The 21,514-nt window shown below is 35.3% G+C and carries 21 protein-coding genes and 1 tRNA gene; 16 read left to right on the top strand and 6 right to left on the bottom strand.

Features of this window, described 5'->3' with window-relative positions:
* Positions 1–13 precede the first annotated feature (13 nt).
* Positions 14–1,030: an EF-P beta-lysylation protein EpmB gene (gene epmB, locus ACP69Y_RS00110; protein ID WP_425915081.1), complete on the bottom strand. Its 1,017-nt coding sequence runs from the start codon at positions 1,028–1,030 to the stop codon at positions 14–16.
* Between the two features lie 70 nt (positions 1,031–1,100).
* On the opposite strand from epmB, the gene efp reads away from it, so the two are divergent.
* The 11 genes from efp to ACP69Y_RS00055 all read left to right on the top strand — a co-directional run bounded on the left by efp (position 1,101) and on the right by ACP69Y_RS00055 (position 11,655).
* Complete coding sequence (gene efp / locus ACP69Y_RS00105) at positions 1,101–1,670, top strand: elongation factor P (protein WP_086194499.1); 570 nt, start codon at positions 1,101–1,103, stop codon at positions 1,668–1,670.
* Between the two features lie 173 nt (positions 1,671–1,843).
* Positions 1,844–3,949, top strand: a complete 2,106-nt coding sequence (locus tag ACP69Y_RS00100) for a carbon starvation CstA family protein (RefSeq protein ID WP_425915078.1) — start codon at positions 1,844–1,846, stop codon at positions 3,947–3,949.
* Positions 3,946–4,248: a YbdD/YjiX family protein gene (locus ACP69Y_RS00095; RefSeq protein ID WP_425915076.1), complete on the top strand. Its 303-nt coding sequence runs from the start codon at positions 3,946–3,948 to the stop codon at positions 4,246–4,248. The genes ACP69Y_RS00100 and ACP69Y_RS00095 overlap by 4 nt, the downstream gene beginning before the upstream one ends.
* A 153-nt stretch (positions 4,249–4,401) precedes the next feature.
* The gene (locus tag ACP69Y_RS00090) at positions 4,402–5,307 is read left to right on the top strand and encodes an AAA family ATPase (protein WP_425916028.1); all 906 of its coding nucleotides are present in this window, start codon (positions 4,402–4,404) and stop codon (positions 5,305–5,307) included.
* A 12-nt stretch (positions 5,308–5,319) separates the two neighbouring features.
* On the top strand, positions 5,320–6,225 hold the full coding sequence (locus ACP69Y_RS00085) for a DUF58 domain-containing protein (RefSeq protein WP_425915074.1): 906 nt from the start codon (positions 5,320–5,322) through the stop codon (positions 6,223–6,225).
* Positions 6,226–6,228: 3 nt separating this feature from the next.
* Entirely contained in the window at positions 6,229–8,241 is a 2,013-nt protein-coding gene (locus tag ACP69Y_RS00080; RefSeq protein WP_425915072.1) for a transglutaminaseTgpA domain-containing protein, read from the top strand.
* A gap of 31 nt (positions 8,242–8,272) precedes the next feature.
* Positions 8,273–8,349, top strand: a tRNA-Val gene (locus ACP69Y_RS00075).
* 175 nt (positions 8,350–8,524) lie between these two features.
* Positions 8,525–9,721, top strand: a complete 1,197-nt coding sequence (locus ACP69Y_RS00070; RefSeq protein WP_425915070.1) for a tyrosine-type recombinase/integrase — start codon at positions 8,525–8,527, stop codon at positions 9,719–9,721.
* Between the two features lies 1 nt (position 9,722).
* Entirely contained in the window at positions 9,723–10,094 is a 372-nt protein-coding gene (locus ACP69Y_RS00065; protein WP_425915068.1) for a hypothetical protein, read from the top strand.
* Positions 10,095–10,390: 296 nt separating this feature from the next.
* Positions 10,391–11,353, top strand: coding sequence for a phage/plasmid replication protein, II/X family (locus ACP69Y_RS00060; RefSeq protein WP_425915066.1), 963 nt, complete (start codon positions 10,391–10,393; stop codon positions 11,351–11,353).
* A gap of 107 nt (positions 11,354–11,460) precedes the next feature.
* Positions 11,461–11,655: a helix-turn-helix transcriptional regulator gene (locus ACP69Y_RS00055; RefSeq protein ID WP_262772516.1), complete on the top strand. Its 195-nt coding sequence runs from the start codon at positions 11,461–11,463 to the stop codon at positions 11,653–11,655.
* 40 nt (positions 11,656–11,695) lie between these two features.
* Here ACP69Y_RS00055 and ACP69Y_RS00050 read toward each other — a convergent pair whose 3' ends face one another.
* Entirely contained in the window at positions 11,696–12,295 is a 600-nt protein-coding gene (locus ACP69Y_RS00050) for a recombinase family protein (RefSeq protein WP_425915064.1), read from the bottom strand.
* Positions 12,296–12,451: 156 nt separating this feature from the next.
* On the opposite strand from ACP69Y_RS00050, the gene ACP69Y_RS00045 reads away from it, so the two are divergent.
* A complete protein-coding gene (locus ACP69Y_RS00045) occupies positions 12,452–13,255 on the top strand; it encodes a CMP deaminase (RefSeq protein WP_425915062.1) in 804 nt (267 codons plus the stop codon).
* An 83-nt stretch (positions 13,256–13,338) separates the two neighbouring features.
* Here the strand turns inward: ACP69Y_RS00045 and ACP69Y_RS00040 are convergent, their stop codons facing one another.
* The 4 genes from ACP69Y_RS00040 to ACP69Y_RS00025 are packed head-to-tail and all read right to left on the bottom strand — an operon-like array spanning position 13,339 to position 17,175.
* Complete coding sequence (locus tag ACP69Y_RS00040) at positions 13,339–14,520, bottom strand: DUF3800 domain-containing protein (RefSeq protein ID WP_425915060.1); 1,182 nt, start codon at positions 14,518–14,520, stop codon at positions 13,339–13,341.
* The gene (locus ACP69Y_RS00035) at positions 14,511–16,538 is read right to left on the bottom strand and encodes an ATP-binding protein (RefSeq protein ID WP_425915058.1); all 2,028 of its coding nucleotides are present in this window, start codon (positions 16,536–16,538) and stop codon (positions 14,511–14,513) included. Before ACP69Y_RS00035 ends, ACP69Y_RS00040 begins: the two co-directional genes overlap by 10 nt.
* A 48-nt stretch (positions 16,539–16,586) precedes the next feature.
* Positions 16,587–16,964 (bottom strand): hypothetical protein, encoded by a 378-nt coding sequence (locus tag ACP69Y_RS00030; protein ID WP_425915056.1) that lies wholly within the window; start codon positions 16,962–16,964, stop codon positions 16,587–16,589.
* Between the two features lie 16 nt (positions 16,965–16,980).
* Complete coding sequence (locus tag ACP69Y_RS00025) at positions 16,981–17,175, bottom strand: hypothetical protein (RefSeq protein ID WP_425915054.1); 195 nt, start codon at positions 17,173–17,175, stop codon at positions 16,981–16,983.
* Between the two features lie 118 nt (positions 17,176–17,293).
* Between ACP69Y_RS00025 and ACP69Y_RS00020 the strand changes: the two genes are divergently transcribed.
* The 4 genes from ACP69Y_RS00020 (at position 17,294) to ACP69Y_RS00005 (ending at position 21,286) form a co-directional block, all read left to right on the top strand.
* Positions 17,294–17,725 carry a hypothetical protein gene (locus ACP69Y_RS00020; protein ID WP_425915053.1) on the top strand — a complete coding sequence of 144 codons (432 nt, stop codon included), beginning with the start codon at positions 17,294–17,296 and terminating at the stop codon, positions 17,723–17,725.
* A 655-nt stretch (positions 17,726–18,380) separates the two neighbouring features.
* Positions 18,381–19,169, top strand: coding sequence for a tellurium resistance protein (locus ACP69Y_RS00015; RefSeq protein ID WP_425915051.1), 789 nt, complete (start codon positions 18,381–18,383; stop codon positions 19,167–19,169).
* A 20-nt stretch (positions 19,170–19,189) separates the two neighbouring features.
* A complete protein-coding gene (locus ACP69Y_RS00010; RefSeq protein WP_425915049.1) occupies positions 19,190–20,323 on the top strand; it encodes a toxic anion resistance protein in 1,134 nt (377 codons plus the stop codon).
* Between the two features lie 42 nt (positions 20,324–20,365).
* Positions 20,366–21,286 (top strand): hypothetical protein, encoded by a 921-nt coding sequence (locus ACP69Y_RS00005; protein WP_425915047.1) that lies wholly within the window; start codon positions 20,366–20,368, stop codon positions 21,284–21,286.
* Positions 21,287–21,514: the final 228 nt, after the last annotated feature.

Raw genomic sequence — 21,514 nt, 5'->3', positions numbered from 1 at the left:
GTTATTATTTAACTCAAAAAGTTGAAACTCCAAAAAGCGGTGTTTTATTTTTTTCGCCCGCTATTTCCCTAACGAGTTTAGGAACCAAATATCCTGGAAGGTTCTCTAAAACATCTTTATATATAAGATTAATCTGCTCCGGACTCAAGTCAAAATGATGCGCACCTTTTACTTTATCTAAGACATGTAAATAGTATGGCATCACGCCTGCATCAAACAGACGGTAACTTAAATCCACTAAAATCTGCGCAGAATTATTGACCCCATTTAATAAAACTGCCTGATTGAGCACGGTGATTTGTTGTTGAACCAATACTGAAAGTTTAGCGCACGTAAAATCATCAAGCTCAGCCGCATGATTTGAGTGTACCACTAGAATAATTCGTAGCCTACTGTTTTTTAATAGAGAAACCAGTTCTTCATCGACACGGTTGGGGATTACGATAGGAACCCGTGAATGAATTCTCAAAAATTTAATTTGTGATAGCGATTCTAAGCGTTCTATCCAGAGTTTTAATTTTCGATTGGATAGAGTCAGGGGGTCTCCACCACTAAAAATGACTTCATTGATATCGGGTTGACTTTCGATATAGCTTTTAATATTTAGCCAGTCTTCATTTTTTGGCAGGTTTTCCTGATAAGGGAAATGACGACGAAAACAATAACGACAATGCACCGCACAAGCGCCTGTTAAGGTGAGTAAAAAGCGCGATTTGTATTTATGTAATACCCCTGGTTGCTGATTGGCTTGTTCTTCACCTAAAGGGTCTGTCACAAATCCGATATGTTCTTCAAGTTCCAGATGATGGGGTAAGACTTGTAGTAGAAGAGGATCAAGAGGGTCACCAATGTTCATTTTTTCGACGAATGCACGAGGAACACGCAATTTAAATTGTTCAGAAGCCAGAATTGCCCCTGATAATAATTGATCAGGCGAGAGCTGAAGTGCCTCAAGTAACTCTAAAGGATCTGTAATCAGGTCACTGAGTTGAGATTGCCAGTTTTGCTCTTGATATAAATAGTTTATCATGCCGCATGTAAAAAATAATGCTAGTCTAGCATTAATAGATTTAAGTTAGTAAGTTTGGAGTGAGCCTTTCATGGCCAATTATTCTACAAATGACTTTAAGCAAGGCTTAAAGGTTATGCTTGATGGTAACCCATGTTCAATCATGGAAAATGAATATGTGAAGCCTGGTAAAGGTCAAGCATTCAACCGCGTAAAATTACGTAATCTTAAAACTGGTAAAGTTTTAGAAAAAACATTCAAATCCAATGAAACACTGGAAGGTGCTGACATTGTTGAAGTTGAAATGGATTACCTTTATAACGATGGCGAACTTTGGAACTTCATGGATCCAGTGAGCTTCGAACAAATCACAGCTGACAAAACTGCGATGGGCGATGCTGCCAAATGGTTGAAAGACGATTCAAACGAAAAATGTACAATTATGCTTTTCAATGGTGTTCCATTGTCAGTAAGTGCACCAAACTTCGTTGTATTGAAAATCGTTGAAACTGATCCAGGCGTACGTGGTGATACTTCTGGCGGTGGCGGTAAGCCTGCCAAACTGGAAACTGGTGCTGTAGTACGTGTACCATTATTCGTACAGCAAGAAGAAAGCGTTCGTGTAGATACCCGTACTGGTGACTATTTAGAACGTGCATAATGGTTTTAAAATAGACTATTATCGAAAGGGATGATTTAAATCATCCCTTTTTTTATGCCAAAGTATTAGATGAAAAAATAATTGTGAGGAGTAGAGTCGCAAAGGAACGAACAGCAGTATACCGAACAATAAAAAATGAACGCTGATTTATGCATGATATATGAGGGATTTACATGGAAACAATTCAACCGAAGTTAACCCTAACTTCAAAAATAGTGTGGCTTCTAGTCGCGATTTTAGGCGCGGTATCATTCGGGATACTCGCAATCAGCAGAGGAGAACATGTTAATGCAGTCTGGCTCGTTCTGGCTGCCATCTGTGTATATAGCATTGCTTATCGCTTCTATAGTTTATTTATTGCCAATAAAGTCTTTGAACTCAATGCCCGACGCTTAACACCAGCGCATCGTTTAGCCGATGGTCTGGATTATGTTCCCACCAATAAATATGTCCTGTTTGGTCACCACTTTGCAGCTATTGCAGGTGCCGGACCATTAGTCGGTCCTATTCTTGCAGCGCAGATGGGTTATTTACCTGGCACCATTTGGCTATTGGTGGGTGTGGTCCTCGCGGGTGCTGTTCAGGACTTTTTGGTGCTGTTTATCTCTACCCGCCGTGATGGGCGTTCACTCGGTGAAATGGCCAAGCAGGAGCTAGGTTCTTTTGCGGGTATAATTGTGATGCTAGGCGCCTTGGGCGTTATGATCATCATTCTTGCAGTACTTGCATTGGTAGTCGTGAAAGCGCTGACCAACAGTCCATGGGGTGTGTTCAGTATTGCTGCAACCATTCCAATTGCATTGTTTATGGGCGTATATATGCGTTATATCCGTCCAGGGAAAATTGCCGAGGTTTCAATCATTGGTTTTGTGCTGATGATGCTGGCGATTGTTTACGGTGGAAATGTCGCAGCTGATCCTTATTGGGGACCGATCTTTACACTGTCTGGTACGCAACTGACTTGGTGTTTAATTGTTTACGGTTTCGTTGCTTCAGTCTTGCCGGTTTGGTTGCTGCTTGCGCCACGCGACTATCTTTCTACCTTCTTGAAGATTGGTGTGATTGCAGGTCTTGCAGTCGGTATTATGGTGGCATTACCTGAAATGAAAATGCCTGCGGTAACGCATTTCATTGATGGTACGGGTCCTGTATTTGCAGGCTCAATGTTCCCATTCTTGTTCATTACCATTGCCTGTGGTGCAATTTCCGGCTTCCATGCCTTGGTTTCTTCAGGAACAACACCGAAACTCATTGAAAATGAAGTCGATATTCGTGTAATTGGTTACGGTGGTATGTTGATGGAATCTTTCGTTGCTGTCATGGCGATGATTTGTGCCACCATTCTTGAACCAGGAGTCTACTTTGCAATTAATGCACCCGCTGCCGTATTAGGTACCACAGTAGAAAGTGCTGCTGAAGCGGTGCGTAATTTAGGCTTTGTGGTCACTCCTGAAGCATTGACTTTACTGGCTCAGGAAGTCGGTGAAAGCTCGATTCTTTCACGTACGGGTGGTGCGCCAACATTTGCGATTGGTATGGCGCACATTATTACGGAAATTTTTAACAACCGTTCCATGATGGCGTTCTGGTATCACTTCGCGATCCTGTTTGAAGCTCTATTCATTTTAACTGCGGTAGATGCGGGTACACGTGCTTGCCGTTTCATGGTTCAGGATACTGTCGGTATCGTGATTCCTGCGTTGAAACAATCACACAATTTCTTTGGTAACCTGGTTGGAACCGCAGTGGCTGTTGCAGGTTGGGGGTTCTTTGTTTATCAAGGTGTGATTGACCCACTTGGTGGTATCAATAGCCTATGGCCTTTATTTGGTATTGGTAACCAAATGCTTGCTGCAATGGCACTGATTTTGGGTACTGTCATCTTGTTCAAAATGAAAAAAGAGAAATATGTTTGGATCACTATTTTTCCAACCATTTTCTTGTTTATTACCTGTATGACGGCAGGCTGGCAAAAAATCTTCCATGAAAATCCAAAAATTGGTTTCTTGGCACAAGCCAACCGTTTCTCTGATGCAATTGCGCGTAATGAAATTTTAAAACCAGCCAAAGACGTTGCTGAAATGCAAACGATTGTATTCTCCAATCAAATCAATGCGATTCTATGCGGCTTCTTTATGATTGTGGCGATTGTGATGGTGTTTGCTGCCATTGGTGTGATTCGTCGTGCATTGGCAGATCCTAATCCAAGTGTGCATGAGTCAGAGGCTATTTACAGTGACGAGATTAGCCCAAATGAAGTGGCAGGAGAGGTGAAATGAGTTTAAAAGATCAAATTCGCCAAAAACTGGCTTTAGGTAAGATCATTAAATTTACTGTGTTGGCACAACCGAAAAAGTTTTTGATGATGAACGGGATTAAAACTATTCAGATGATTTGGCAACGTCTACAGCAAAGCTTTCGCCTGATGGTCGGTGTGCCGGATTATCAGACCTATTTGGAACATATGAAAAAGAATCATCCAGACTTGGTCGCAATGGATGCCAAAACATTTTACCGTCACTGCGTGGATGTACGTTATCCAAGCGCGGGCGGTGGAATGAAGAAATGTCCTTGCTAGCCTGAATATGTATTTGTCAGAAATCTTCTGATTTCTTTGGAAAAATCACAAAACGGTGTATGTTAATCATGCACCGTTTTTTATTGGGAATAAGCTGTGATTTGGGGTACGAATAAGGTTCAAAAACAAGAACTCACACACGAACAGCAACAACTGAATGATCAAGTTAAATCTTATGCTACAAAAATTCAGGCATTCTTGAATCAAATCAATAGCATCATTTTAGATAAACAACATCAGACCAAACTGGCTTTAAGTAGTTTGTTAGCCGGTGGACATGTATTGTTTGAAGATTTACCAGGATTGGGTAAAACGACATTATCCAGTGCCTTATCTCATATTGCAGGGCTGAAGTTCCAGCGCATTCAATTTACCAATGACATGCTCGCCAGTGATGTGATTGGCGTAAATATGTTTAATCAAAAACAGCATCAGTTTGAGTTTAAACACGGTCCCATTTTCACCCAAATATTGTTGGCAGATGAAATTAACCGCTGTAGCCCAAAAACCCAGAGTGCGTTACTAGAAGCGATGGAAGAAGGGTTGGTGACGGTAGATGGGGTTCGTTATGAATTGCCGAAACCTTTTTGGGTGATTGCAACGCAGAACCCGCTGTTTCAAAGTGGTACTTATAGCTTGCCAGAATCTCAACTTGACCGATTCCTGATGCGTTTGTCACTGGGTTATCCATCACGTTCTGCAGAAAAACTGTTGCTACAACAGGCTTCCCGCTATACCTTGATTTCAACCCTGAAACATGTTTTTAACGAGTATGAAATTTTAGATATTCAACAACTCGTCACGCAGATTCATATTGCTGAGGTGGTGCTGGATTATCTGCTGGATTTGGCCAGTGAAACACGTAAAAGTCGTCATGGATTATCCACTCGCGGTCTATTGGCTTTGAAAAAAGCAGCACAAGCACATGCTTTTATTGAACAGCGTAGTTATGTAACCCCAGATGATGTTCAAGCGGTGTTTGTTGCCGTGGTTTCACATCGGATTGGATTAAGTGAAGCAGAAACCTTGCAGTTGATGCAGCAAGTCAATATTAGCTAAAGGAAGATCAAATTGAGCAAGCCTTGGCAAAAATGGTTAGCAAAACGCTTTCAATTTGAAAAAGTAAAACAGCTCTCGCAAAAAGACATTTTGATTTTTATCTATCAGCAGGGCTATCTGTATTTAGTATTGATCTTGATTACTTTTATTGCCGGGATCAATTATGCCAATAACCTGATTTTGGGTTTTTGCTTTCTGATTAGTGCGATTTTATGTATCAGTTTTTATGTCACTTTTAAACAATTACATGATTTAAGCATTGAAATTTCAGTGAATGAGATAGGGCAAGCAGGGGATAATCTTGATTTACACCTCCATTTTCAGCAACGACAAAAGCAATCGCGTTATTTATGGATTAAAACCGATCAGCATTTAGAAAAAGTCTCGATTGCGGAACTTAAGCAAAAAATTACCTTGTCTTTTTTTATGGATAAACGAGGGAAGTTTCATTACCCGACTGTGCAAATTTATGCTGTATATCCCTTTGGGCTGGTTCGTGCATGGACCTATTTTTATTTAAAAGAATATTCGTGGGTAGCTCCTAAAGCTGAATTTTATAATGCAGAAAATAAACAGCATCAGCACAGTTTTGAACCGGATATGGATGAGTTTCGTGAACTGCGTAATTTCAAGTTGGGTGATACCTTGCAAGCCGTGTCATGGAAGCAGGCGGCACGTGGGCAAGGTTTATATATCAAGGTCTTTGAACAGCATAATGATCAACCGAGTGTGGAAATCAGTTATGCCCTTATGCCCAGTACCGAGCATGAAGAAAAACTGAGTTTGATGATGGGGCTGATTGAGCAATGTGAGCAACTGCAATTTAGCTATGCTGTATTTCTACCTCAAGCTGAATTAACGATAGGTGTGGGTGCAAAACAGTTGCTTCAGGCGAAAAAACTTTTGGCGCAGGCTTAAATTATGATTCATGCTGACGTTAGAACATCGATTTTAATCACTTTGTTATTATTACTCATTGCACAAGTATTTTTTAATCCTGCTCTGTTAAGTGCAATTTTCGCCCTTATTCTTCTGTGTTTGTTTTTTAGTTTCAGAGAAGAGTTCAAGGCAGTATCCAAAATCTGGACATTTGCCCTGACAATTTTGGCATTGGCGACCATTTATTTCAGATATCAGAGTTTTATTGGGATAGAAGCAGGAGTTGCTGTTTTATCCACTTTTTTGTTTGCCAAAGCTTTGGAAACCAAGACTAAACGCGATGTCATTATCCTGTTTAATTTTGCCTTGTTTGTCGGAGCAAGTTCATTTTTATATAGCCAATCTATCTGGATGGCAATTGTCATTATACTGTGTTTATTCAGTTGCCTGATCGGGCTTTATCGTTTACAAACCAGTGAATTTAAACAAGCAAAAAATCAATCATCAACATTAAAAAACGACGCTAAGCATGTGGGTAAATTCCTGATTTTGGCTTTGCCTTTTTTTATTTTGCTGTTTATCTTTTTTCCGCGTTTACCGCCACTGTGGCATATTCCAATTCCAGAACAAAGAGGTGTCACTGGAATGAGTGATAGCATGTCACCTGGTGATATTGCCCAACTTTCGCAATCAAGCAGTTTGGCTTTTCGCATTATTGGCAATGTCAATAAACTACCTTCCCGAAATGAGCTTTATTGGCGGGCAATGGTTCTGGACCAATATGATGGTAGAACTTGGACCAGTAGTTTTGTGAATCAACAGCCCGTATTGACTAATACGATTTCGAGAAAAACAAAACAGGGTTTTGATTATCAATATTTAGCTGCAGATTCGCGTGTCATGTGGATAATGGGGCTGGAAAAATCCATCCCAAAAGACCCTCAATACCAATTAAAGCAGGATTGGGGGATTAGCCCGATCCGTTCCATAACACGAAATCAACCTATTAATTTGCATTGGTTAGGCGATGCACAGCTGCAAGGACAGGGATCATCCAAAGCAAATTTACTGGAAAAAATCACGACTCAAATTCCTGAACAACTTGATGCACAATCACGTCAATTTGCTCTGGAAATGTTTCAGCAAAGTGAACATTTACCAGATCAATATGTCCGTAATATTTTACAGTGGTATAAGAAAAATGATTTTGTATATACCTTAACGCCGGGTTTATTGGGTGAAAACCGTATTGATGAATTCCTGTTTCAATCTCGGCAGGGGTTTTGTGAGCATTATGCTTCGAGTTTCGCCATGTTGATGCGATATGTCGGGATTCCTGCACGTATTATTATCGGTTATCAAGGCGGCCAACTTGCATTGGATCGAGCAAGTTGGGAAGTTCGTCAACTTGATGCCCATGCTTGGACAGAAGTATACTTAAATGGAAAATGGCAGCGTATTGATCCAACCGCAATTATTGCACCGCAACGTATAGATGGGGGAATGCAAAATTATATTGAAAATGATCGAACTATCTTAGGAAATAAAGAGCAGAAGTGGAAGTATCGCCAATTCACAGTGATGAAAAACCTGCGAATATGGAGTGATTATGCAAGTTATCAGTGGCAAAGCAAAGTCATAGGATACGATGCTGAAAAGCAGCAAAGCTGGTTATCGAAATTAGGTCTGAAAACTGCTTATGCCAGTACACTGATATTGCTCTCAAGCATTTTATTGGTGGTGATGGTTTATTTCGTGTGGATTTATTATCGTCATAGACAGTACGCTTCTGCATATGAACATGCGATTCAACAGTTCTCTAAGCAACTCGAAGAACCCTTACGTAAGCAGCCTGCTGAAACCTTTTTTGCCTGGATGCACCGATTAGCAAAGGCAACTGAACAAGATCAGCATAGGATATTTATGCAAGCAGCTGAGCACTACCAACAACAACGATTTTCTGCAGCACCAAATAGCTCTCACATCAAACAATTCAGGGAAATGCTGAAAACTTGTACATCTGCTTTAAAAAAGAGAAGAAAGCACTTGTCTTAAAAAATAAAAATGAATATGATTCACAGCACTTAGGTGTATAGCTCAGTTGGTTAGAGCGCTACGTTGACATCGTAGAGGTCAGCAGTTCGAGTCTGCTTATACCTACCAAAATTATGAATTAGTATAAAGCAATATGACTGTATACTAAAAAAAAGCCTCAAAATTCAATGTTTTGAGGCTTTTTTATTGCGTTTGATAACGATGTATAACGCTATATACGACTGGTATTTTTGTATCACAGTACGTATCATAAAAATAAATCGTACTCGTGATACAAAAATAGATGAAAAGAAGTGAAATAAAAAAGAAACCACTATCAGATACGACATTGGCTAATCTAGAGCCTGAAAATGTTGATTACAGGATCAATGATAATGGTAAGTTATATTTTTTTGTAAAAAAAGATGGAAGCAAATCTTGGCAATATCGTTCTAAAAATGAATTAGGAAAAGATGGTTTTCAAGGTTTGGGGAGTTATCCTAAGGTAAGTGGTCACTTTGCTAGAAAAAAAGCCATTGAATTAGCAATGAAAGAATCTAATGGTGAGATTGTTAGATTTAGTAAACATTATAAAAAACATGTAGATAGTAAAAATAACTTAACTTTTTCTGTAATTATCAATGATTGGTTAGAAACTAAAAGAGGTGTATGGAGTGAAACAACATTTTCTAAAGCTAAAAGTTCAATTGAAAGACATGTGATAAATGAATTTGGACATAGAGAATGTATCACAATTAAAAAGAAGGAATGGTTTGACTTTTTTCAAGGGCTAAGAACTCTTAATAAAATTAATAATCAAGTAGATAAGTTAATTTCGTATTGTACAAATGCTTATGATTTAGCAAATATCAAAGGACTAATTGAGGAGAATCCATTAGTAAGAATGTCTAGGCATATTACTCGGTTTACACAGGGCAATATGAGCCATGTCGAACTTAATGAATTACCCGAATTAATAAATAAAGTAAGAAATTATCCAAGTAGAGTAATGGTCATTGGCATTGAACTAGCAATTTTACTTTTCCCAAGACCAACTGAATTACGTTGTGCCACATGGGAGCAGTTCGATTTTAAAAAGAAATTATGGAATAGACCTGCTGAGGTTATGAAAGGGGGTATAGCACATACAATACCTTTACCTAAACAGGCAATTACACTTTTGAAAGAGTTAGAAACATATAAAACTGAATCACCATATCTATTCCCTAGTCGTAGGACTTATCAAGAGCCTGTATCAGATGGGACGTTTAATACCGTCTTAAAACGCTGTGGTTACACAGGAAAGCAAACTATGCATGGATTTAGGCATAGAGCGAGTACGGCGCTTAATAACCAATTCAGTGACAAAGAACAAGTGATTGAGGCATGTTTAGCACATAAGAAAAAAGGTGTTAAAGCTGTATATGATAAAAGTAACCATCTCGAGGAAAGAAAGTTAGTTATGCAATGGTGGGCAGACTATATAGAGGGCATAGTATAAAATGAAATTACTATCATATTATAAAGATAAGGACTCCAATGAATTTGGATTAAGGGTCTTAAGTCTTAAAGACAGCGAAGAATTAGAAAATCAGATAAATGAGTTTGAACCACAAGTATTGGTTGCAGAACTAGAATCTGAAAATTTACGAGTTATTAAATTAGCAGAAAAAAATTGGTATGGATTTGGATTTTACCAACCAAAGGATGAAATTATAGGTGATCTGGAAAAGTTAAAAGATATACCAAAGGTTATTTGTCTAAGTGAAAATAGCGACTTAAAATCCAAGTGGAAAGAGAATGGATGTTTAGTTTGTACTGATGACGAATATTATAAAGAATGCAGAAATATGCTATTTAACTCATTAGTATGAATTTGATTTTTTAGTAATAAAGTGCTATAATAAGATATATTATATATTAAGACCACATTTGTACAAAAGTTAAAAAAATATAACTTATAAATTAAAAAAAATATTTAAAATTTTTTTCATCTAACTATTTTTGATGAATTTATTTTTTTCATAATCCTAAAAATTATTTTATTTTCTGTTTTTTTTGAAAAATTATTTTTAAAATTTTTACGTAGTTTATTTTGCCTTTTTAATTTCTATTATATAAATGTTTTCTTAAATATTTTTTATTAAAAAATTTAACAAAAGGAGAATTTATGCTAGAGAAAAATTTTGAAATCGATATGCTTGAGGTGAATTTATATGTAGATCATGATGCAGAAAAACTTTCAGATGGAACTTATATTTATTCAAAAAATTATTTAAAAAATTTGAATGAATTAGAAAATATTTCAGATAATGATGTTGTGCTTAAAAATAAGCCAAAATGGTTAAGCTCTGAAGATGGAAAAAATATTAAAATCACATCATTAAGTAGTAGTTGTATTAATGTAAGTGGTAATATTTATAAGTGGTTGAAAAATGAGAATATTCTTGGTGAAACAGACTTAATTAAATTGGTTTATGAGTTTGTACAAGTATTGCAAACTATGAATTTAGTTCATCCTACATCAGCACAAATTCAGAGAATTATTGAAGGTGATTATAGAGTTTATAAAGCTGATGTTAAAAGAGATTTGATATTTGAAAACAAGGATCGTTCATTAAGATATTTAGACCACATTCAACGTATTGGTTACTTTCCAAATAAGGCTAAAGAGAAATATCCAAATGGTGCATATTTTGGTAAAAAAAGTAAAACAAGATGGTCGATGTGCTATTACCATAAAGGGATTGAATTAAAAGACAAATTACAAAAATTTAGCACTGATCCTAAGCTGTTTGAATTAGCTGAAAGAATGATAAGAGCAGAGGCTAGTGTACATAATGATCAACTTAAAGAATGGCAGTTATCATATGGATATCAATGGAGAAACGAATGGTATGTAAATAATTTGTTTAAGGAAAAATTTTCAAGACTACGTTTACCTGATCAAGATAAAAGAGACAAAGTTCTTGATATTTTAGATAAAAATGACAGGAAATTTTATACATTATTAATAGAGGGATGTTGTATAGAAGATTATTATAGTAGATCGACAATACATAATAAAAGAATGAAATTTTATACAGAGTACGGGATAGATATTGATTTAATTAAGAAGTATAAAAATGTATAAAAAATTCAATAATAAAAACAAACTAGAAAATAAGAATAATTCGACACATGCAGTAATAAAGGAAATGCATTTTATGAAAAATTTAGATATTGGGGAGAATAATAAAAATGAAAAAATTAAGACTAACAAAAAAAGAAGTATGCCATATTTTGTCGATAAAGAGTGATAAACTAGATAAGTTGATTAAAAGTGATATTTTATTTCCTAAGCCATATAAAGAGGGAAATCAAAGGCAGTCACCAGTATATTTTGACGCCGTTGCAATAGAAACATGGTGGAATCAAAAAATAAATTTTAATTAGATATAATATTTTAAAGCGATACCTTGAGTATCGCTTTTTTTTAACTATTTTTTAACACTCTATAGACTGTTGCAATTCCACACCCAACAGCTTTAGCAATTTCTTCTTTTGTTAATCCTTTAATATTTAGTTCTTTTATTCTTTGGTGTTTAGTTAAGTCTGCTTTTTTGCCTGTTGGGATATAACCACTTCTTTCTAAACCTTGTTTGATACGTTCTCTACGTTTTTCATTGTCAAGTCGTGCCATAGTAGCAAGAAGATCAATCAACATATTATTAATCAAATTTAAAATAGAGCTAGTTATGCTTTGATCTTCATCAAATTTCATATGTGTTGTAGGTAAATCAGCCACAACTAATCTTAAACCTTTTTCTTTAATACGATTTTTCAGAATTTCAAAATCATTTTGTGATAATCGTGATAAACGATCTACACTTTCAACAAGCAAGATGTCTCCGTGATCAGATTCTTCTAATAGTTTATTTAGGATAGGGCGATTTAGTTTTGTACCTGATTCATTCTCTATGTATTCCACATGTTCATGATCATTGTAATTTTTTGAGAACAATTTTAAGTCATCTAAAGCACGCTCGGCATCCTGATCTTTAGTACTAGCTCTTACATAAATTCGAATAGTCATTATCATATACCTATATTCTTTTAAGTATTATGATAAATCTATCTTTTAGTTATTACCAGAGCTTAAATGATAGAAAATTCAGGATGATAAGAAATTATTTTCTAGGTATAGTGCTATAAGAGGTTTTTAATAAAGTATGAGTCTATAGAAGGTTATATGTCTGCAACATATTCTAGAACTGATTTAATGAAGCTGGCTATAGAAGAACATCTAAAATGTACTGAGTTTCCTAGAGTAGGCGCATTAATAACTAAAAATGGTAAAATCTTAGCTTCTGGTTATCGAGGAGAAGTGAGAGGTGTACATGCAGAACGTGTAGCAATCAGAAAATTAACTCCTGAAGAAGTAAAAGATTCAATTGTGTATACAACACTAGAGCCATGTGTATCTCTTCATGAAGGTCAAGAAGTAGAATCCTGTGCTGATCTTTTAATAAGAAGAGGGGTTAAAGAGGTAGTAATAGGTGTATTAGACCCTAATGGTACAATCTATTCTCAAGGTTTTAGAAAGCTATTAGAGAACAATGTTAGTGTGAGTTTTTTTAATAGAAAGTTAAGAGAAGCTGTTGAAGAAGAAACATTTGATTTTGGTAATGTTCATAAGATTTATGGGTCAAATAAGAGAAGAGTACCTGTAGTACACAGCGGAACAGAGCTTGTAGTACAGTTTAGTCAGCAAGATACTAGAACCATTAATATAAGATGGACTACCTTGCAAATTAACCATGGATGCGTTGATCTAATAGGGGAGAACGGTTCGGTTAGAATTGCATCAGGAGTACGAAATTTCGGGGATATTACAGATCCAATGGTATTCCGTTTTGAGAGTCATGTAGCAAGGATGAGAAAAGATATGATTGCAATCGTAAAACCTCATAATTCTACTTTTTATGTACTTATTCAATTACTTGATATATTTCAAAATGACATACTGTTTAAATGGGAAGTAAGGAATTATTGATCTAATATGTAACTATATTTCAAGGATTAGTTCGGGATATAGTTACATAATGTAATACACTAGTTCTTCATCTAATAATAAATTTAGATATCTAAAACTTTTATATGTGAAGGACTATTGGATAAAATCTGATACTTTAAAAAACTGATTTCATTGCTAATATTATCTAAAATTGGTAGTCCTCTATCACACTTTTGTACTATATGATTTAGAGTTAGCCAATTCAACATGGCACTAGCTTTTTCAATATTTGCATATTCATAATCACCGCCTAAAAAAGTTACCAAAATACTTTCGTCTCGAAAAATTTTATTCATCCATTTTTGTGCCAACTGATTTTTTTCATCTTGAATATTTTTATAGGCATAGTTAAAGCTACCTGCAATAGCATCTGCTAATTGAATGCCGTACAAACTTTTAGAATCTACCATTTGTATAGGTTGTTTTAAATTAAAGGTAAGAGGTTGTTCTAGGTTGAATTGTTCATAAATTTGAGATTTTCTCTCAGTTCTTCCAACCATACTATTAAAAATTTCTTGATTGGCATTTAATGGCTTTGAGGAATCACAATAAACATCCAATATATCAATTTTCTGTCCCCATTTGCCTAAACTACTAAATAAGCATGTAGTTGTGATATCTAGAATCCATTTTCCTGAACCTTCTCCTAAATAACCATCCATTTCAGATAAAAAGGAGTCTTTATTATAATGAGCAAACTTTTGAATTTGATCTAAAACTAGATCTGATTGGTTGTTAATTATTTGAAATAAAGATTTTGTAGGCGTATCTACTCCTTCTTTCATAACCTTATAAAATTCTTCAAAAATAACTTCAGCTGATTTATCTTGAGTAACTAATTTTAAATGAAGATAATCAGTAATAAATCTGTGAAAATTCATTCCATAAAAAATAGAATTTTTTGCTGCTAGAGCAGGTTCAAAAATATATTCAAAGAATTTACCAGCGATAGTATATTTTTTGTCACAAATGCATATCTTATATCTTCCGTCTAAGATTTCTAGGATCTCATCAAGTGCTCTTAAACCTTTCGGATTTTTTACTAGATTTCCCGATTTAATTTCACCATTTTGAATTCCATAATCCTTGATGATTTTTTCTACAATAAATTGAGCTTCTTCTTCATTTGACGCTACAGATGCAAATGTAAAAATTGGCTGATCTGCATCTAATAACCTATTTCCTGTAAAACCTGATTCATCACAGTAGATTTGCATATTGTTTAAATCATTATTTAATTGCATGGTAAACCTAGTTTATCGAAGAAAGCTCTATTCCGCTCTTTAGCAGAATTAACTAATCTATCAAAAGAAATAACCTCAATATAGCAGTTCAAATTTTTCTTATAACCAAAAAAACCTAGCTTGTCGGAGGTTTCAGTAAGATCATGGATTTCTTTACATCTGTCACTCATACTTGGTGTCAAATCACAGATTACATAACAAAAACCTGGCACATCTTTAGAGTCAGGAATAGGTCTTCCTGTAGCAGTAGTAGCTTTTCCATTTCTTATACGACGTAAATAACCAAATACTTGCTCTATAGGATCTTTATCTTCGCCACTTTTAACATCATTACGCATAGGGCGTTTAATTTCGACAATTGTTAAAGATGCTAAAGGTAGTTTTTTACCTTCTGATATAAGAAGGGGTTCGTCATATACATTCAATGCGCAAAGATCAGGTTCTTTATTTTCATTTGAGTCTGTAATAGGCATTGAGGACAATGTTTTATCTGAAGCCAAATAATCATGGAATGCTAATCTCTCATCTATTAGCCATAGATTACATTTATCTAAACCAATATCTTCAGAAGTTTGACGCATAGGCATTATAAGTTGGTGGATTAAATCCTCTCTTGAATACTTACCATCGGCTCCCCGTTGGATTGCTTTTTCAAGAATGTCTAAAACTACTTTACGGTTGCAAACATAACCAGCTAGGTCAGATTTCTTTATATCATCTACCTTTTGCATATAATCAGTAATTCGAGATTGAATATCTTTCTCTTGTTTATCCACATCTTCAATAAGATCATGTCCTTGAGAAAGAATTTGGCTTTCAATATCAGTCAAATATTTATGTAAAAGTAGATCTAATTCTTTGTCAGAAATTTCTGGATTAACAAAAAAAACTTCGTTCGGAATATATTTTAAAATTGATTTATAGCGAGGAGCTTTAGTTGAAACATAGTTGTGCACTCTTTGACGACCTAACTCTTTATACTGAATTAAAAACTCGTTGAGATGAGCTGTGATTTTCGAGTATACAGTTTCACGAATTTGAACTTCATTTATAGCGTTCGAGTATAAATCGGTTTCGTCTTGATCGAGATTGAAGTCTATTCGTTCAGGTCTGACAACATCATCAAGATATGTAGATGTTAGATAGCAACAGTATGTAAAGTCACCATTTGTGTGTTGAATTTTTCCATGTAAACCTGCAATTTTTCCTATCAGATTTTCTTCTTTAACAACTCGTCCTGCAGCACACCAAGCAATACACGGGGGGCGAGTTTTTGATTTCAATTTAATATGTAGAAGTTCAAATTTAATGCTCGAAACTTCAAAACTTTCTGGGCAGGCAGATTCAAACATTTGTGTATCAAATAATTCATTTAAATTAATAGTTTCATCTTGATCATAGATAGTTATATTTGGAGCTCCACCTTCTCTGACAAAGTACCACAAACAATGTTCTAGGATATGGTTTGCGATTGCACTGCAAGATTTAGGTGATCTTTTTTCATATTTATCGATAAAATCTTCAAGTTTAATGGTTGTACACAGAGCTTCTGTTTTTTCTATTACACTAGTTGATGAAAGATAAATTCCATTTTTCTTATTAAAGTGGAATTTTCTCTTTTGTGCTTCATTTTTTAAATCTATAAAATTACTTTCGACTGATACATTAGTGAAAGCTTTTAGCCACATTAAACGACCTACACCTCGGCATCCTTTCTTTGCTTTATATTCACTGTCTAAAGTTTCAAATGAGTTCATATTAACCTCATTGAATCCGACCCCATTATCAATGATTGTAAAACCATAAATAGGTGAATTGTTTTCAACTATAGTGTCTTGTGCTAGTGTGCTTTGAATATTACGATCAATATAGATTTTTATAGAAGGATCGATATTATTTGTGCATTCATCTATAGAGTGTATTGAATTCACTACGGCTTCAAATAATGGCATTAAACATTGATTGTATGGCAGAGTAGTATTTCTCAATCTCCCTTCAAGTGATGTATTAATTGCCATTGCTGTATCCTAAATTTTATGAGTTGTAAAAAAGAGTTTTAATAATTTCTATTCTAATAATTCTATAAGCTTAACACTATTCAATTTTGCTTCCTCTAGAGCTTTCTTTCTCCTGTAGTCTAATTCGCTTGATTTAACTGTTCTTAAATTAAGATTTATACTTGGATATCGTTTTCTAAGTTTTGGTTCAATATGGTTTCGGAAATTTAAGGCTAGGCGTTTGTTTTCAATGAATTCACACTTAGTTTTTTTTAATTTTCCATTTAGGCTGATGTAGGCATGAGCTTTTTCATTTTCACCTATTCCCATTTCTTCGAAGTGTAATCCGAAACTTGGAGACCAACCTTCACGAAAATTTTTGGGTAAATCACCATAATCTAAGAATGCTTCAATTGTATAAAGTTGTCTTAATTCTTCGTCTTTCATCTTTACTCCATGATTATTAGACTGATTCAATGATGTAATCTACACCTAGTACCATTTGTTTAGACCAATATTCAGCGGTTTCTTTTGCTTCTTCATATTCCTCAAATTGCCCTTCAGAAATTGCTTCTTCTCTAGAGGAAGTTGTGATGATTTCTCCTTCATCACCAATAAAATAATTTCCTGATTCTAATAGCTTTACAATGAAGCCCATGATTACCCCCTTAAAGTCTAGACTATGATTTTAAATTACAATACTTTAGAAGCTATCACCATCAAAAATTAAGATTTTTAGATTCATATAATTCAATATGATTGGATAAGGAAACACAATGAAGTTAAAAGATGCGTTTGACTATATACTTGATAAAAATAATGCTTTAAGTGATTTCAATGCATACATGATAGGGGTGGCATATGAAGATAATGATTCTTTCTTATTCGTTAATCTCACCATAGATGATGAAGAAATAGAAAATAATACGCTTTACTACCATGCTCATGTTACAAGTGGAAAAATTCGAAGTTCAGAGGGAGAAGAGGATTTTTACAGTGCAGAGAGCATTGAGGACTTGCTTGATCAATTGCCCCTGATTGCTTCTGATTTGAGTTATCATGTCTATAAGCTAGATGAGGATGTGTTAGGGTTGAGTAGTGAATATGCGTTAAAAGCACTATTTCCTAGACTACCTAACCCTGACATTCATGATCTAGATGAATTTAAAGTAGAGACAATTAAGTTGGTGTCTATGCTTAACCATTAAGATTATAGAGTTATTTTTTTATTCAAGTTTTTGTAATAGCAGAGTTTTTACTTTTAATAATGAGTACCTTGGTGAGTACCTTTTAATTTTTTATTTTTAATAAGTTCAGTTAAAACAATTGGATATATGTATACATTGATCCCAACCCTCGGAATAAAAGTCATTCTAATAGTTTTTAATTTGTATCACTGTGCGTATCACGGAATTGAATAATTTATAAAAATATAATAAAAACAATAAATTGAACATATTTTTGGTAGTGCTTATACCTACCAATATTTGTTGAAAGGTCAACCCCAAAAAGCCCATCTATTAAGATGGGCTTTTTTGTTAGGGAATCATTAATAGTCAAAGAATTGATCGAATCGGGCAGATTTTTTTTCCGACGGATTGTTATTTAATCGGTATTTAATTCTTTACTCAAAAAACCTGATTGGACTTAATGAAATATTAGATTTGAAGGTATTTCATGAAATTATACAAAACAGGCGATACATCTCTATGAATTAGGTATTTCGTAAAATTGAATACTATTAAAAATTTGTTTAAATCTTGATTCAATTAATATAAAAATAATCTATAAATTGCAAAACACTACATGATATTTTCTATAAAAGCCGTAGTATAAAAATGATTTTATTGAGTTTCTAATATTATGTCACAGATAGATGTTCTTGTTCCTTTGGCTGAAATTGAGGTGAATCGGGCTGAACTTCTCTCCATTCAGCGTAATGATTTAGTGCCTTTGCTGAATGATCAATATCGTCTGAATCATTATGCGGATCAACTTATTCAAGCACAGTCGGTGTTATTAAGTGGTGTTGATCCACATCTCACCCAGCAACTCAGTTCGACGATTGAACAGCTGATTCAATCCTTGGCAGATTCAAAAAAATATTTAAAAGCACGTAAGTTTAATGCGTTGCAAAGGTGGTTGGGTATCGACCTGGAATATGGTTCGGGCCAGGTTGAATATTATAAAAATTTGGATCAATTGCTCAATCGAGCCAATCATTTAAGTCAAAAATTGCAAATCGAGATTCAAAAGTCGCAAGCCCGTTTTCAGCAGTTGCTTGGACATCGCGAGCAAATGGCAAAATATATTATGGCTGCGCAAGAATTCTTGGTGGAATATCCTAATTTTGTAAAGAACCGGCATCCGTTAGACAATTTTTCAGAAAGATTATCGAAAAAAATTAATACTCTGCAAACCTTACAAGCCAGTAATGATATTGCAATTACACAAATGCAGTTATCTCAACAGCTCTCGTTTACCTTGCTGGATCGTTTTAAAGAGGCGCAGCAAGTCTTGATTCCTGCATGGCAATATCATGTTAAACAAAGCAACCAAAGCAATTCGACAATTGAATTGGAAAAGCTGGATAATAGCCGAGAGAATCTGATCCAAACTTTAAGAAAATCCCTTCAGAAACCTACACATTAAACAGAATATTCAGGTGAAGCATGACTGATTTTGAACAGAAAGATCTCCCTGCTGAAGTGAACACTGATATGGTTCAGCAAAAATTTCAGCAATTGAATTTACAAGAAATGGGTTTGCAGCATTCAGACTTTAATGAAGTGATGAATGCGCGTAAAGAGCTGGCTGCAATGAGTCATACAGCAGTTGCTGAATATGGTAAAAATATTGCGACAAAAACATCGACTTATACTGATGAATTGTTGAATCTTGTGCAAAATAAAGATCTGGATGCCACAGGGAAAAAGTTAAATCAGGTGGTGCAAGTTGCACAGCAGTTGAATACCAGCAGTATTTTAAACAAGAAAAAGAGTTCAGGGTTTTTCGGTAGTTTGATCAGTAAAATGAAAGGGGCCAAGCAAAGTTTCGATCAGAATTTTAATAGCACCAAAGAACAAATTGATGTTTTAGTTAAAGAAATTGAAACTTCACAATCGGGCCTCAAAAGTCGCATTGATACTCTGGATAAGATGTTCCACGGTGTGCAGGATGAATATAAACAATTGGGTATTTATATTGCTGCCGGGAAATTGAAAGAGCAGGAAATCCAGCAGGAAATTACAACATTAAGTACCCAATCTCAAGATCAAGCATCGGTACAAAAGGTTTATGACCTGAATCATCTTGCCAATAATCTGGAAAAACGGGTCAGTGATTTACAGGTCCTGCAACAATCTGCGATGCAAACCTTGCCGATGATTCGAATTATTCAGTCCAATAATTTGATGTTGGTCGATAAGTTTTATGCGATTAAAAACATTACTTTGCCGGCATGGAAAAACCAGATCAGTTTGGCCATTTCCCTGAATGAACAGAAAAATAGTGTACAACTTGCCAATAGTATTGATGCTGCAACCAATGATCTGTTGCGCCGTAATGCAGACTTGTTGCATCAAAACTCTGTGGATACCGCTAAAGCCAATCAGCGTTCAGTAATTGATATCGAAACGCTTGAACATGTGCAAAACACCCTCATTAAAACAGTGAACGATGTGATTCAGGTGCAGAAAGAAGGCATGCAAAAACGTGCTGAAGCCACGACACGCTTACGTGCTTTGCAGGAAAATTTGAATCATTTGGTTATAGAATCAAGTACCAGTGGAGTGAATAAATCTTAAGAATACGCTTAAGTTCATTGCCTGCATTTTAGGAGAAACCGTTTGCCTCCCTTAGATGAATATGCTGTGAATCCGCAACAGATTGAATCGGGTGTTGTAGCGCTGAAAAAGCGTCAACGCAATTTAATGTTGTTGGGTATTACCAGCAGCACCGTTTTCCTTGCCTCAGTTGTGGCATTATTTCTACAACATGATTTTGTCTATAGTTTTTTTGGTATTACCACCGAATTGAAACAAATGCATATGCCGATGAGTGTAGATTCGAACCTTGCTGAACTCGGGCAGCATACTGACTATTTTACTAATCTGTTATCATGGTTTGGCTGGCTGATTCTGAAGCTGTTTATTTCTTTTGTTGGGGCATTTTTTGTCATTCATTTTTTGAAAAAAATACGCTTCTTCTATACGCGTTTGCAGTCTTTTATTTTGAAGTTTGTCGGCTGGCTGGTTGCCTTTATTGTGTTGTGGTCAGGCTTAACCTTTCTGCAATACGATTTAAATGATGATAAAAATAATGCTTATAGCGAAGCGATTGAATACGATAAAAATATTCAGCAAAGTGAATTGGCACAGTATTTACAGCAGACCAATTTAGATGAGCCAGTGAAGGCTTATTTACTTGCGCAAGCCGCGTTGTTGCATAAACCAGTCGATAAAGACGCCGCCATTCCACAGGTTCTGGCTTTGGTTAAAGCGGAAAAAACGGATCCCCATTTTATTGAGTATGGCTTCAAGCCCGAACAATTGTGGACCATCCAGCATCAACTTTATGGAAAAACGCTCACCCCAATGGCGGAAAGTGTTTCAAAGCAAGTGGATCAAGCTGAACAGATGAGCGACTGGGTGAATATCTTTATTATTGCAATGCTCATTCTATCTGCAATTTTAAGCTCAATTTTATTTCTTTTATCACAGCATTTGAAAGGGCGAGTGTTAAGAGTTGAACAACGTATTACCTCTTGAATGATGTAATTCAAAAGCCCCGGAAGGGGCTTTTATTGTTTTTATTAACTGTTATTTGATTGCAGTTTTTTTTAGTTTTGAAATGAAGCAAGGTCTAGAGAAGATTAACGCTATTAGATTTGATAATCCGATTATAATAATAAAAACAAACTGTTTTATCTATTCATTCATTTATCTTAGTATAGCCTTATTAAATAAACATTTACTCCCTTGGAGAGGTTAGCCATG

Source organism: Acinetobacter sp. TSRC1-2, from assembly GCF_049895885.1.
Lineage (GTDB): Bacteria > Pseudomonadota > Gammaproteobacteria > Pseudomonadales > Moraxellaceae > Acinetobacter.
This window is presented reverse-complemented; position numbering and strand designations above follow the sequence as displayed.